Origin of the sequence: Desulfotruncus alcoholivorax DSM 16058 (genome assembly GCF_000430885.1) — a bacterium.
Taxonomy (GTDB): Bacteria; Bacillota; Desulfotomaculia; order Desulfotomaculales; family Desulfallaceae; genus Desulfotruncus; species Desulfotruncus alcoholivorax.
The window spans coordinates 83,527-96,500 of the sequence record NZ_AUMW01000002.1; the positions used below are offsets into that span (position 1 = coordinate 83,527).

At 51.9% G+C, this 12,974-nt stretch carries 14 protein-coding genes; all 14 read right to left on the reverse strand.

Annotation, left to right across the window (positions count from 1 at the left end):
- Positions 1-8: 8 nt before the first annotated feature.
- The 14 genes from H569_RS0101750 to fapR all read right to left on the reverse strand — a co-directional run bounded on the left by H569_RS0101750 (position 9) and on the right by fapR (position 12,929).
- Positions 9-686, reverse strand: coding sequence for a class II aldolase/adducin family protein (locus H569_RS0101750; protein ID WP_027363561.1), 678 nt, complete (start codon positions 684-686; stop codon positions 9-11).
- 20 nt (positions 687-706) lie between these two features.
- Positions 707-1,960, reverse strand: a complete 1,254-nt coding sequence (locus tag H569_RS0101755; RefSeq protein WP_027363562.1) for an adenosylhomocysteinase — start codon at positions 1,958-1,960, stop codon at positions 707-709.
- Positions 1,961-2,029: 69 nt separating this feature from the next.
- Positions 2,030-3,064: an S-methyl-5-thioribose-1-phosphate isomerase gene (mtnA, locus tag H569_RS0101760; protein WP_027363563.1), complete on the reverse strand. Its 1,035-nt coding sequence runs from the start codon at positions 3,062-3,064 to the stop codon at positions 2,030-2,032.
- Positions 3,065-3,254: 190 nt separating this feature from the next.
- Positions 3,255-4,037 (reverse strand): S-methyl-5'-thioadenosine phosphorylase, encoded by a 783-nt coding sequence (gene mtnP / locus H569_RS0101765; protein ID WP_027363564.1) that lies wholly within the window; start codon positions 4,035-4,037, stop codon positions 3,255-3,257.
- A gap of 242 nt (positions 4,038-4,279) precedes the next feature.
- A complete protein-coding gene (ftsY, locus tag H569_RS0101770) occupies positions 4,280-5,221 on the reverse strand; it encodes a signal recognition particle-docking protein FtsY (protein WP_027363565.1) in 942 nt (313 codons plus the stop codon).
- A 3-nt stretch (positions 5,222-5,224) separates the two neighbouring features.
- Positions 5,225-5,929 (reverse strand): ribonuclease III, encoded by a 705-nt coding sequence (gene rnc / locus H569_RS0101775; protein WP_027363566.1) that lies wholly within the window; start codon positions 5,927-5,929, stop codon positions 5,225-5,227.
- A 1-nt stretch (position 5,930) separates the two neighbouring features.
- On the reverse strand, positions 5,931-7,202 hold the full coding sequence (gene fabF, locus H569_RS0101780; protein WP_034629168.1) for a beta-ketoacyl-ACP synthase II: 1,272 nt from the start codon (positions 7,200-7,202) through the stop codon (positions 5,931-5,933).
- A 72-nt stretch (positions 7,203-7,274) separates the two neighbouring features.
- Positions 7,275-7,508: an acyl carrier protein gene (acpP, locus tag H569_RS0101785; RefSeq protein WP_027363568.1), complete on the reverse strand. Its 234-nt coding sequence runs from the start codon at positions 7,506-7,508 to the stop codon at positions 7,275-7,277.
- 178 nt (positions 7,509-7,686) lie between these two features.
- Positions 7,687-8,430 (reverse strand): 3-oxoacyl-[acyl-carrier-protein] reductase, encoded by a 744-nt coding sequence (fabG, locus tag H569_RS0101790; protein ID WP_027363569.1) that lies wholly within the window; start codon positions 8,428-8,430, stop codon positions 7,687-7,689.
- On the reverse strand, positions 8,431-9,366 hold the full coding sequence (gene fabD / locus H569_RS0101795) for an ACP S-malonyltransferase (RefSeq protein ID WP_027363570.1): 936 nt from the start codon (positions 9,364-9,366) through the stop codon (positions 8,431-8,433). It abuts the gene before it with no gap.
- Between the two features lie 2 nt (positions 9,367-9,368).
- A complete protein-coding gene (gene fabK / locus H569_RS0101800) occupies positions 9,369-10,355 on the reverse strand; it encodes an enoyl-[acyl-carrier-protein] reductase FabK (protein WP_051273115.1) in 987 nt (328 codons plus the stop codon).
- Positions 10,339-11,349 carry a beta-ketoacyl-ACP synthase III gene (locus H569_RS0101805; protein ID WP_027363572.1) on the reverse strand — a complete coding sequence of 337 codons (1,011 nt, stop codon included), beginning with the start codon at positions 11,347-11,349 and terminating at the stop codon, positions 10,339-10,341. Before H569_RS0101805 ends, fabK begins: the two co-directional genes overlap by 17 nt.
- The gene (plsX, locus tag H569_RS0101810; RefSeq protein WP_027363573.1) at positions 11,339-12,355 is read right to left on the reverse strand and encodes a phosphate acyltransferase PlsX; all 1,017 of its coding nucleotides are present in this window, start codon (positions 12,353-12,355) and stop codon (positions 11,339-11,341) included. Before plsX ends, H569_RS0101805 begins: the two co-directional genes overlap by 11 nt.
- Positions 12,339-12,929: a transcription factor FapR gene (gene fapR, locus H569_RS0101815; protein WP_027363574.1), complete on the reverse strand. Its 591-nt coding sequence runs from the start codon at positions 12,927-12,929 to the stop codon at positions 12,339-12,341. Before fapR ends, plsX begins: the two co-directional genes overlap by 17 nt.
- Positions 12,930-12,974 lie beyond the last annotated feature (45 nt).

The following is a 12,974-nucleotide window of genomic DNA, read 5'->3' on the forward strand; positions in this document are numbered from 1 at the left end:
TTACAAGTTTAAGATCTGGCAGGTTGAGAGTTTTTCGATTGGCCGTAAGAGGTTATATATAAATCCCTGAGCAAAAGTGCCTCTTCCTTAGGTATCTCGTTGACTTTCCCCAACAATGAGGCCCAAGCATACACCTGGGCCGCCTTTTCGACCACCATACAAACTTGAAAGGCTTCTTCTAAATTTCTCCCCATCCCAACAACACCATGGTTCGCCAAAAGCACAGCATTGCTTTGTCCCAACACTTCCAGCACAGCAGCCGCAAGGTTTGGTGTACCGGCCCGGGCATAGCGTGTAACCGGCACTTTTCCTCCCACTAATTGGGCCAGGTCCTCCAAAATAGGGGGAAGGGTCTGTCCGGCTACGGCCATGGCACTGGCGAAAGTACTGTGGGTATGCATTATGGCCGTTACATCTTCCCTGGCGTTATAAATCGCAAGGTGCAGTTTGAGCTCCGTAGAGGGTTTTCGTTCTCCCTCGATTACCCTGCCGCCGGACTCAACAATAACCAGGTCTGATTTGCTCAGCCTGTCGCAAGAAATCCCGCTTGGTGTGATAACATACAGGTTTTCGCCCGGCACCCTGGCGGAGATATTGCCCCATGTACCCGTTACCAGCCCTGCACAGGCCATGCGCGATCCGGCTTTGAGCACCATTTCCTTACTTTTTTCCACTGCTACAGTCATATTTTGCTCCCCCGCAAATATTATTCAAACTGCCAATCATTAATGTATTTGTTTTGTTCCTCCGATAACGAATCTATGGTCAGGTCAAGTGATTTCAACTTTAACTCGGCCACCCGCCGGTCAAGCTCCGGCGGAACATTATATACCTTATTTTCCATCCTCTTGCCGTTTCGGGCTATATACAGGGCGGAAAGCGCCTGCAGCGCAAAAGACATATCCATAATTTCTGCCGGGTGTCCGTCACCGGCGGCAAGGTTGACCAGCCTTCCCTCAGCCAAAAGATACAGGCGCCTGCCATCGGGCAGCAAAAATTCCTCGATGTTGGCACGAACTGTGCGGCGGGATACTGAAGCTTGCTCCAGCTCGGGAATATTGATTTCCACATCAAAGTGCCCGGCGTTGGCCATAATGGCTCCGTCTTTCATTCTCTTAAAGTGTCCTTTGCGCAGTATATCGCGGCAGCCGGTTACCGTTATAAAATAATCGCCCACTGCAGCAGCGTCATAGCTGTTCATCACACTGTAGCCGTCCATATAGGCCTCGATGGCTTTTACAGGATCCACCTCGCACACGATCACATTAGCCCCCAGGCCTTTGGCCCGTAAAGCCACCCCCCTGCCGCACCAGCCGTAACCCATAACCACAACCGATTTGCCTGCCACCACCAGGTTTGTGGTGCGCAATAGCCCCGACCAGGTGGATTCACCGGTGCCGTAACGGTTGTCGAACAGGTGCTTGCACCTGGCATCATTGACCGCAACCATTGGGAAGAGAAGTTTATTTTGTTTTTCCAATGCCCGTAATCTTAAAACTCCTGTGGTGGTTTCCTCAGCTCCACCCAACACCTCAGGCGCATTATCCCGCAATTCGGTGTGCAAAAGATGCACAAGATCTCCGCCATCGTCGATCACTATCTGGGGGCGGTTATTCAGCACGTGGCGCAGATGATCGTTATATTCCTCCGGGGTGGCGTCATACCAGGCGTAGACCTTAATACCCTCTTTGGCCAGGGCGGCCGCAACGTCATCCTGGGTAGAAAGTGGATTTGAGCCGGTGATGGAAACATCGGCTCCCCCGGCGCTTAGAACTTCCGCCAGGTATGCCGTCTTGGCTTCCAGGTGGATGCTCATGGCCAGCTTGATCCCTTGGAAGGGCTTGTCCCTTTCAAATTCCTCCCGCAGGACGTTCAGCACGGGCATATGAGCCCTAACCCAGTCTATTTTCAGCCTTCCCCCGGGATGCAAATTAATATCGCGCACTATGTAATCGGACAATAAAAATCACCTCAATTTTTATTTGATCGAGCAGCTCCTGCTTATGTCATTGCGGAATTGGCGCTTTTGTCATTGCGAGCGCAGCTTCGCCAGTGATTGCTCGTAAGGCGGCCTTGCCACTCCCCGGTCTGTTATGATTGCGCCAACCAGACGGGCCGGAGTAACATCAAACGCCGGGTTCCATACCCCGACTCCTTCCGGCGCCACCCTTACACCGGCGAAATGAGTAATTTCCTCGGCTGCACGTTCTTCTATGGGAATATCCTTTCCTGAAACCAGATTAAAATCGATGGTGGACATAGGGGCAGCCACATAAAAAGGTACATTATGTTCTTTGGCTAAGACAGCTACCCCGTAGGTGCCTATCTTATTGGCAACATCTCCGTTGGCGGTAATCCGGTCCGCCCCCACAATTACCAGGTCGACTTTACCCAGGGACATAAGGTAGCCGGCCATATTATCAGAGATCAGTGTAACCGGAATATTTTCCTGCAGCATCTCCCAGGTGGTCAGGCGAGCGCCCTGCAACAGCGGCCTCGTTTCATCAGCGTAAACACTAACCTTTTTACCTGCATCCCGGGCGGCCCGGATCACCCCCAGGGCGGTTCCCAGCCCGGCCGTGGCCAGTGCCCCGGCGTTACAGTGCGTTAAAATCGCCGCATTATCCGGCACCAGTTCCCGGCCGAATTCACCCATTTTTCTGTTGCTTGCCAGGTCCTCGTTATAGATGGCATCGGCCTCGCAAAACAGTATTGCTTTTAATTCGTCCACAGCCTGGCAATCGCAACCCTTTACCTTTTCCAGCATCCGGTCTACAGCCCATTTCAAGTTAACTGCCGTCGGCCTGGTAGCAACCAACTCTCCAGCGATATCTTCAACTGCTGCGATAAACTCTTCCCTGTTGGCAGCACCAACAGATGCCGCGCCAAGTGCCAGGCCGTATGCCGCCGCCGCGCCGATGGCCGGGGCGCCCCGCACACTCAGGCGCTTAATGGCATCGCAGACAGTGCTGTGTTCAGTACAGTTTATATATTCCACTTTACCCGGCAGCTTGGTTTGATCCAGTATTTCCAGGCAGCCATTGGACCACCGCATGGTTTCCAAGTTCCTTCCCCCTTAGCTGATAAACAAGATGGCTATGATGATGAAAACTGGGCATCTGATTGGCTAACCGCAGCTGGGACTGCTTTGCTACGCTCGCAATGACAGCAGATTCAAAGCTGAATATCAACAAGCTGATGCCAGGATCTCGGCCAGGCTTGCAATAACAATAGCAGATACCCGGTTGATCAAATTATTTTAAAGCAGCAGGATCCTCCTGAGGAATGCACAGGCAAGCTTCATCCTCATTAAGATTGGCAATAGCCTCCATGGCAAGGTTGCGTAAATTTTGGGCATTTTCATTCATAATGTCCACTACTTCCTGGTGTGATAACTTAGTCGGGGATATCCCGGCAGCAAAATTAGTAACCATGGCAATAGTGGCATAACAAATGCCGGCTTCCCTGGCCAAAACCACTTCAGGCACACTGGTCATGCCAACCAGGTCACCGCCAAGCTGTTTATACATCTTAATCTCAGCCGGCGTCTCAAAGCGCGGCCCTTCAGCACACACATACGTACCGTGGCTATGATGGGCCAAACCCAGTTTTTCCGCAGCCTCACGCAGTGCTTTCCTTATCCTGGGGCAATAGGGCTCTGTCATGTCCAGGTGGACTACCCCATCTTCCAAAAACGTCTGGGACCTTGTTTTGGTAAAATCAAGAAACTGATCTATAAAAACAAAATCCTTTGGTTTCATCTCTGGGTTGAGTGAACCTACCGCCGCGGTGGCAAAAATGTTTTTTACTCCAAGCATTTTCAAGGCGTAAATATTGGCCCGGTAATTTACCAGGTGCGGGGGAACGGTATGCTCTTCCCCGTGCCTGGCCATGAAGGCCACCCGTTTCGTTAGATAAGTGCCTATCTTTACTTTAGCCCGTCCAAAAGGTGTGTCCACATTTTCTTCAACGATATCTGTGAGAATATTCGGGTCATATACACCAGTGCCGCCAATTATAGCTATTTTTGCATTCATGGGCACCCTCCCATTCGCTTTTGTTATTAGCATAACGTCTAACATTACCTACTATTCGCGTTTTTTCCAATCATTCCTTTTTCTTTTTAACCTTAGTCCAGGACTAAAAACAAAAAGGCGAACTGAATCAGCTCCGCCCAATGTAAAAAAGCGGGCTGGACCAGCTCCGCCCGCGTGATTTATGGGGACATTCCTCCGACCCCATATTTATTACCCCAAAGAGGAGGTGTGTACCCATTCCACTATACTGCCTGCACTTCTGTTTTATCGCTTTTGGCAAACAGCGCGTCAACAAATTCCTTGGCATTAAAGGGCCGCAGATCGTCAATCCCTTCTCCGACACCAATCATTTTTATTGGAATGCCCAGGCTTTGCCTCACAGCAACAACAACTCCACCTTTGGCCGTACCGTCCAACTTAGTTAAAGCCAATCCCGTTACATCGACTGCTTCCTTAAAAAGTTTGGCCTGGCTGATGGCGTTTTGACCTGTGGTAGCGTCCACTACCAGTAAAATCTCGTGAGGTGCACCGGGTAATTCCCGGCCAATCACCCTGCGGACCTTTTTCAGTTCGTCCATCAAATTGCTCTTGGTATGTAATCGCCCCGCAGTGTCAATGATTAAAACGTCGGCCTTGCGGGCTTTAGCTGCGTGCAGTGAATCAAAGGCCACCGCCGCAGGGTCCGAGCCCTCCGTGTGCTTAATAACCTGAACCCCAACCCGGTCGGCCCAAATTTCCAATTGGTCGATGGCTGCTGCCCGGAAAGTATCAGCAGCTCCCATGATCACGCTTTTACCCTGCTCTTTATAAAAATTGGCCAGCTTGCCGATAGTGGTGGTTTTCCCCACACCGTTTACCCCAACCACCATTATTACAAAGGGCTGTTCGGCACCGGTTTCTATTCCGCCTGTTTCTTCACCCAATGCTTGCTGAATCAGTTCTTTCAGCACCGCAGGCAGTTCTTCGGGGTTGCCGATCTTGCGTTTTTTCACCTCGGCCCGCAAATTTTCAACCAACTCCAAAGCAGTGTCAATGCCGACATCGGCCTGGATTAGAGTTTCCTCCAATTCTTCATACAGGCTTTCATCTATAATTTTCCGGCCCGTGACAATTGCTTCAACTTTTTCCACAAAGTTTTTTCTTGTTTTTGTCAAGCTTTCTTTGAGCTTACCGAAAAAACCCATAGCTTACCTCCCAAGATAGGATTCCAGAGCCATCCTGGCTGCTTGCTGTTCCGCCTCTTTCTTGGTCCTGCCCCGGCCCTTGCCCATAATGTTACCCCGGTATTCAACAACAGCGGTAAAGGTTTTATCGTGGTCGGGGCCGGTTTCGTCAATGACACTATACGAAATCGGGTCCTGAGACTTGCCTTGCAAATATTCCTGCAGCATTGTTTTGTAATCGCGTATTGCTTGCCCGGCAATAACTTGTTCAATGACATCGCTTAACTGGGATAAAGCCACCTTGCGGGCTTCCTCCAGCCCCCCGTCGAGGTAAACCGATCCAAGTAAAGCCTCAAAGGCATCCGCCAGCAATGCAGGCCTGTCCCTGCCGCCGGACTTTTCCTCCCCCCTGGACATCAGCATGAACTGGCCCAGGTTCAAGCGGCGCGCCACTTCCGCCAGCGACGGCTCGCATACGGTCATGGCACGCATTTTGGTTAGTTCCCCTTCCGATTTTTCAGAACAAATCCGGTAAAAATATTCACTGATTATCAGTTCCAGCACGGCGTCTCCCAAAAACTCCATGCGCTCATTATGCTTGTCTCCCCGGTCCTTGTTTTCGTAGATATATGAGCTGTGGACCAACGCCTGGTGTAAAAGATCGCTATCCTGCCAGAAGTAATTCACTTTCCGCTGGAGTTCATTAAGTTCCGGATGGTCTTGACTCATATTATAATACCCTTTCAGCTGCTGTCCTTTCAAGATTAAACCTCTCGAAAATTAACGTGGCGTTATGCCCCCCGAACCCGAAAGAATTGGTTAAGGCAACCGCAATTTCAGCCTTGCGTGCCGTGTTGGGCACATAGTCCAGGTCGCAATCGGGATCCGGTGTTTCCAAATTGATAGTGGGCGGAATAATCCCCCGGTTGATTGACAACACGCACACGGCGGCCTCAAGGCCCCCGGCTGCACCGAGCAGGTGCCCTGTCATGGACTTGGTGGAACTGACAGCCATTTTATAGGCGTGCCGGCCAAAAACCTCCTTAATAGCCACGGTTTCCAGCTTATCTCCCAGAGGAGTTGAGGTACCATGAGCATTAATATAATCTATACCAGCAGGTTGTATACCCGCATCCTGTAAGGCCATCCTCATTGCCAGCGCGGCGCCGGCCCCCTCCGGGTCGGGGGCGGTAATGTGATAGGCGTCGCAGGAAGTCCCGTAGCCGGTAATTTCCGCCAGTATATTGGCGCCCCGGGCCAGGGCGTGTTCCATTTCCTCCAGTACCAGAATAACCGACCCTTCGCCAATGACAAACCCATCCCTGCCGGCATCAAAAGGACGGCTGGCCCCGGCAGGATCATCGTTGTGTGTGGAAAGGGCTTTCATCGAGCAGAAGCCCGCCACGGCAAGAGGCGTTACAGGGGCCTCGGCTCCCCCGCTGATCACCACGTCGGCCTGCCCGCGCTGAATCAACCTAAAAGCCTCACCAACAGCATTGGTGCTGGAAGCACAGGCGCTTGTAGTTGTAACGTTACAACCCCGCAGCCCGTATTTAATAGCTATCTGGCCGGCACCCATATTGGCTATCATCATGGGGATAAAAAGCGGGCTGACCCGGCCCGGCCCCTTATCCAGCATCACTTTGTGCTGATCTTCCAGAGTTTGCAGCCCGCCGACCCCGGTACCCAGGATTACTGCGGACCTTTCGCGGTTAATCCGATCAATATCCAGCCCCGCGTTTTCCACCGCCATAGCAGTTGCCGCCAGGGCAAAGTGGGTAAAGCGGTCCATCCGCCGGGCTTCCTTATGGTCAATAAAATCTTTGGGATTAAAATCTTTTACTTCGGCCGCTATTGTGCTGTCATAACCTTTGGTGTCAAAACGCGTAATCGGCCCAACCCCGCTTTTGCCTTCTATCAGATTATTCCAAAATACCTCCAGGCTGTTTCCCAGCGGAGTAACAACACCGATTCCGGTTACTACTGCTCTTTTGCTTGTCAAAACCGCACCTCCCCGGTGCAAATATATATTTTTAAAAAAGCCCGCCGGTTGTTGCCGGCAGGGCTTTTTAGTTTATTTGCGTTCTTCAATGTACTTAATTACTTCTCCCACCTTGCGAATCTTTTCAGCATCCTCATCCGGAATTTGAAGGTCAAATTCTTCTTCCAGGGCCATAATCAGTTCAACTATATCCAGGGAATCCGCTCCCAGGTCGTCCACAAAAGAAGCTTCCAATTTTACTTCTTCCGGCTCGACACCAAGCTGTTCCACGATAATTTCCTTAACGCGGTTAAATACTGCCGACACTGTGTCACCTCCTTTCAAGCTTTGTTTCCTTGGCAAGTATCATCAAACGGAGTTTAGCTCCGTTTTTCACGTTACTTGTATCTGGCGCTCCGGTGGTTCCCTCCGCACTATGCGCAATTTCCCTTGTTGTCATTGCAAGCGCAGCCGGTGGTCCCCGTAATGTCCCCGTAATATGTGCTTACATGGTCATGCCGCCGTCGACTACAATAACCTGGCCGGTAATATACCCGGCCCCTTCCCCGGCCAGAAAAGCAACAGCGGAAGCAATTTCTTCCGGTTTGCCGAACCTGTTCAAAGGAACGCCGGCCAGCATCTTGCTTTTGGTTTCTTCCGCCAGGCCGTCCGTCATATCGGTCATAATGTAGCCGGGAGCAACGGCGTTGACGGTAATGCTGCGCGAGCCCAGCTCCCGTGCCAGGGATTTGGTGAAACCGATCAGCCCGGCTTTGGCAGCTGCGTAGTTGGCCTGACCCGCGTTGCCCGTCAAACCGACCACCGAACTGATATTAATTATGCGCCCCCACCTTGCCTTAAGCATGGGGCGCATAACCGCTTTGGCGCAGTTGTAAGCTCCTTTAAGGTTGACGTTCAGCACCGCATCCCAATCACTTTCACGCAGCCTCGGCAAAAGGTTATCCCTGGTTATCCCGGCGTTGTTCACCAGAATGTCCAGCCGCCCGTATTCATTCAAGATTTGTTTCATCATCGCTTCAACCTGTTCCTGGTCGGCAACATCAGCCCGGACGGCCAGAGCCCGCCCGCCGGCGGCGGTTATGACGGCGGCGGTTTCCTGTGCCGCCGCGGCATTACCGGCGTAATTAACCGCAATGGCGGCTCCGCGCCTGGACAACTCAATAGCAATTGCCCTGCCTATCCCCCTGGAGGAACCGGTTACTATGGCCACCCTGCCTTCGAGTTCCATTTATACCGCCTCCTTTAACAGCTCATATATGGCAGCCGGCTCCGATTGTTCGTTAAAGCTGGCGCCGGTAACATTTTTATTTATTTTCCTGGTCAGCCCGGTTAACACCTGCCCCGGTCCTACTTCAAGCAATACCTTGGCACCGCCCTCTATCATGCGCAAAACTGATTGTTCCCAGAGCACCGGGCCGGAAACCTGTTTAATGAGTGCATCCCTTACGCCGGCTGCGGTCTTGACGTAATCTGCATTCACATTGGCGATAACGGGTATGCCGGGGTCTTTGATTTCCACCTGGTCCAGTTCCGGGGCCAGCTTGGCGCCGGCTGGAGCCATCAGGCTGCTGTGAAAGGGGGCGCTAACCTGGAGTGGAATGCACCGCCGGGCGCCCAGCTGCTTAAATATTTCCCTGGCCCGCTCCAGTGCTTTGCTTTCCCCTGCCACCACCACCTGCCCGGGACAGTTGAAATTAGCTGCTTCAACAACACCAAATACCGATGCCTGGCGGCAGCCTTCCACAACTTGCTGCTGCGACAGTCCCAGGACCGCCAGCATCCCGCCCTGTCCCAGGGGCACAGCCTCCTGCATAAGCCGGCCGCGCAGCCTGACCAGACGCACTGCGTCAGGGAAATTCAGTGCACCGGCAGCCACCAGGGCCGAGTATTCCCCCAGGCTGTGGCCGGCAACAACATCCGGCTTATACCCCTCTCTTTTTAGTATTTCGTGCATAGCCACACTAACAGTTAAAATAGCCGGCTGGGCATTAACAGTTTTCATAAGCTCTTCCCCGGGACCTGCAAAAACCAACTCTGTCAGCGGAAAAGCAAGGGCACGGTCGGCTTCTGCAAAAATATCCCGGACAAAAGCATACTGATCATAAAATACTTTACCCATACCCACAAAATGGGAGCCCTGCCCCGGAAAGATAAATGCCAGCATCCTTAACTCACCGCCCTGCTGTAAGCACCTTTTATCGCCTGCTCCGCCCCGGTCACAACTTCTGTAATAATATCCCGGGCCGGCTGTATCTTTTTTACCATTGAGGATACCTGCCCGGCCATAACCGAGCCCATTTCCACGTCTCCATCCTGCATGGCCAGCTTTAAGCGCCCTGCGCCCAATCTTTCAAACTCCTCGCCGCCGGCACAGCGCTCTTCCAGCTCCAGGAACTGCCTGGCCAATTTATTCTTTAAAACCCTGACGGGGTGACCCGTAGGCCGCCCGGTCACTATGGTATCCCTGTCTTTTGCCTTGATCACCATATCCTTAACCCGCGCGTGGATTGTACATTCAGCGGCACACATAAACCTGGTTCCCATCTGCACGCCCTCGGCGCCCAGCATTATTGCCGCTGCCATACCCCGGCCGTCAAAGATACCTCCGGCTGCAATAACAGGTAGTTCTACCGCATCAACTATCTGGGGCACCAGGGCCATGGTGGTTAAGTCTCCGATATGGCCGCCCGATTCCATTCCCTCGGCTATCAGTGCATCCACACCGGAACGGGCCAGTCTCTTCGCCAGTGCCACAGATGAAACTACCGGGATAACTTTTACCCCTGCGCTGTGCAATAGCTCCACGAACTTGCCAGGGTTTCCCGCCCCCGTAGTCACAACTGCCACTTTTTCTTCCACCAGCAGCTCCATTATTTCGGAAGCATAGGGTGAAAGCAGCATCACATTTACTCCAAACGGCCTGCCGGTTAATGCCTTGGTTTTCCTAACCTGCTCCCTGACCCAGTCTGGCGGAGCCTGACCCGAACCGATAATGCCCAGCCCGCCCCCTTCACTGACAGCGGCAACAAGTTCCGCAGTTGAAACCCAAGCCATCCCACCCTGTAATACAGGGTACTCTATTTCCAGCAAATCGCAAACGCGAGTTCTAATAGACTCTCCCTCCCCTAAAACCTCTTTATCGCCTGTAATCATACCACTTCATTAACATTCCGGCCCAGGTCAAACCGGCGCCGAAACCCACCATAATTACGATATCCCCGTCTTTAATTTTTCCACTGTTCAATGACTCTTCCAGAGCAAGTGGAATTGACGCCGTTGAGGTGTTACCGTACCTGTCTACGTTGACAGCTACCCTATCCATCGGCAGGTTCATTTTTTTGGCGGCATGTTCGATAATACGGATATTGGCCTGATGCGGAATTAAAAAATCAATATCCGACACGCTCAGTCCAGCCCGCTGCAGGACTTTAGCCGAGCCTTCTTCCATGGCCCTCACGGCAAATTTAAAAACCTCCCGGCCGTTCATGCGGGTGAATTGCAACCCTTGTTCGATAACTTCCGCAGATATGGGGTGTCTTGAGCCACCCCCCGGCATATAAAGATGGTAGGCGCCGGAGCCGTCTGCGCCCAGTGCACTGGATAAGATACCCCTGTCGCCGGGCACCCGCCTGATTACCACCGCACCTGCGCCGTCACCAAATAAAACACAAGTGTTACGGTCTTGCCAATTCATTATTTTGGTCAGGACTTCAGACCCAACCACAAGCACCGTGCTGGCATTACCGGCTTCAATAAACTGTGACGCCACAGAAACGGCGTAGATAAAGCCCGTGCACCCTGCAAGCAAATCAAAGGCGCCGGCGTTTTTCGCACCCAACCTGTCCTGCAGCAAGCAGGCCGTCGCAGGGAAGATCATATCCGGTGTGTTTGTGGCCGTGATGATTAAGTCAATTTCGTCCGGTTTGACACCTGCATCGTCCAACGCCTTTACTGAAGCCTGATAGGCCAAGTCTGAAGTGGCTTCTTCCGGCGCGGCCACCCTTCTTTCACGGATGCCGGTACGGGCAACGATCCACTCATCGCTGGTATCAACCATCTTTTGCAAGTCACTGTTGGTTAACACCCGTTCCGGCACGTATGTTGCCAGTCCTACAATACCGGCCCTTATTTTTTGTTCACCTACCATCGGCAATATCAACCTCTCTTGCCTGGCTTACCAGGCTGTCACTAATTGCATTGATCAGCCCTGTATCCACCGATTCTTTGGCCCTGATTAAAGCATTCTTGATAGCAAGTTCTTTGGAACTACCATGACAAACTATCGCCACCCCGTTAACTCCCAGTAAGGGGGCACCGCCATATTCGGAGTAATCCAGTCTCCTTTTTAAATTTTTCAGCGCCGGTAACGACAAAACGGCGCCCAGCCTGGCTATTCCACTTTGCTGCAGTTCCTTTTTAATCATATTCATCAAAGCGGCAGCCAGCCCTTCGCCTGTTTTTAGCACAACATTTCCTACAAAACCGTCACAAACAGCCACATCCACCGACCCGTGGAATACATCCCGGCCTTCAATGTTTCCATAAAAGTTAAGTCCTGAATCAGCCAGCAGCGGGTAAGTCCCCAGAGTCAGTTCATTACCCTTGGAGCTCTCTTCGCCGACATTGACCAAACCAACTTTGGGGCTGGGTATACCTAAAATTTTCTGCGCATAAAGTGAGCCCATAATTGCAAATTGCAGCAGGTTTTTCGGCTTGCAATCCACATTCGCACCCACGTCCAGCAAAATGGTAATTCCCTGTTCCACCGGCAATACACTGGCAATGGCCGGCCGGTCTATACCCTTGATCCTACCCAGCCGCAGCAGCGCTGCCGCCATGGTGGCCCCTGTACTACCGGCGGAAACCATTGCGGAGGCCTCACCGCTGCGTACAAGTTCTGCTGCAATAACAACAGAAGCGTTCTTCTTGCGCCTTACCGCCGTTGCCGGCGCTTCGTCCATGCTGATTACTTCCGGCGCATGGAATACTTCCAACCCGTTACAGGATCCCAGCAATTCCAGCTCCTTATTTAAAATTTCTTGATCTCCCACCAGAATAACTTTCTGTCCGGTTTCCCGGCATAATTCCCAGGCACCACGCACTATCTCCCGTGGAGCATGATCGCCACCCATGGCGTCAAGGGCTATTTTCAAGATTATTGACCTCCTCGGATAAGTCAAAAACCAACAGTTTACCCTGAAATACCAAATCTTCCTTAACATGGGAAGCAACTCTTATCATATATTTATTACCTTTTTTCCTGGTGATAGTCGCCCTGGCCAGTACTTTTTCACCATTGAATACAGGCCTTTTGAAACTTAGCTTGGCGGTGCCGGTCAACGCCACATCGGTATCAATCAGAGCCAGGGCCAGTGAATTGGCCTGGGCAAACAGGTAGCGGCCATCCAGCACCCTTGTTTTACTCATGGTCATTGTTTCGTTAACAGTGAGTATGGACAAACCTTCCCGCCCTATCTCAATATCCACCAACTGACCAACGATTTCATCCTCTTCAATGGCCCGCAAATTACGGTAAATGCCCCGGGCCATATTTTTTACGCGCTCACGCATTTCCGGAATTTTAAGTTCAGCCCGGTCCAGCCTGACGGTTTGAATGCTGACCTTAAAAATCTGGGCAAGGTCTTCGTCAGTCAAAAAAGGATTCCCCTCCAGGTACCTTTGCAATAATTTTTGTCTGCCTGTTTTACCGTTACCGTTCTTGGCCACGCCGCACACCTAACCGGAAAATATTTAGCACCAGGTGCTAAATCA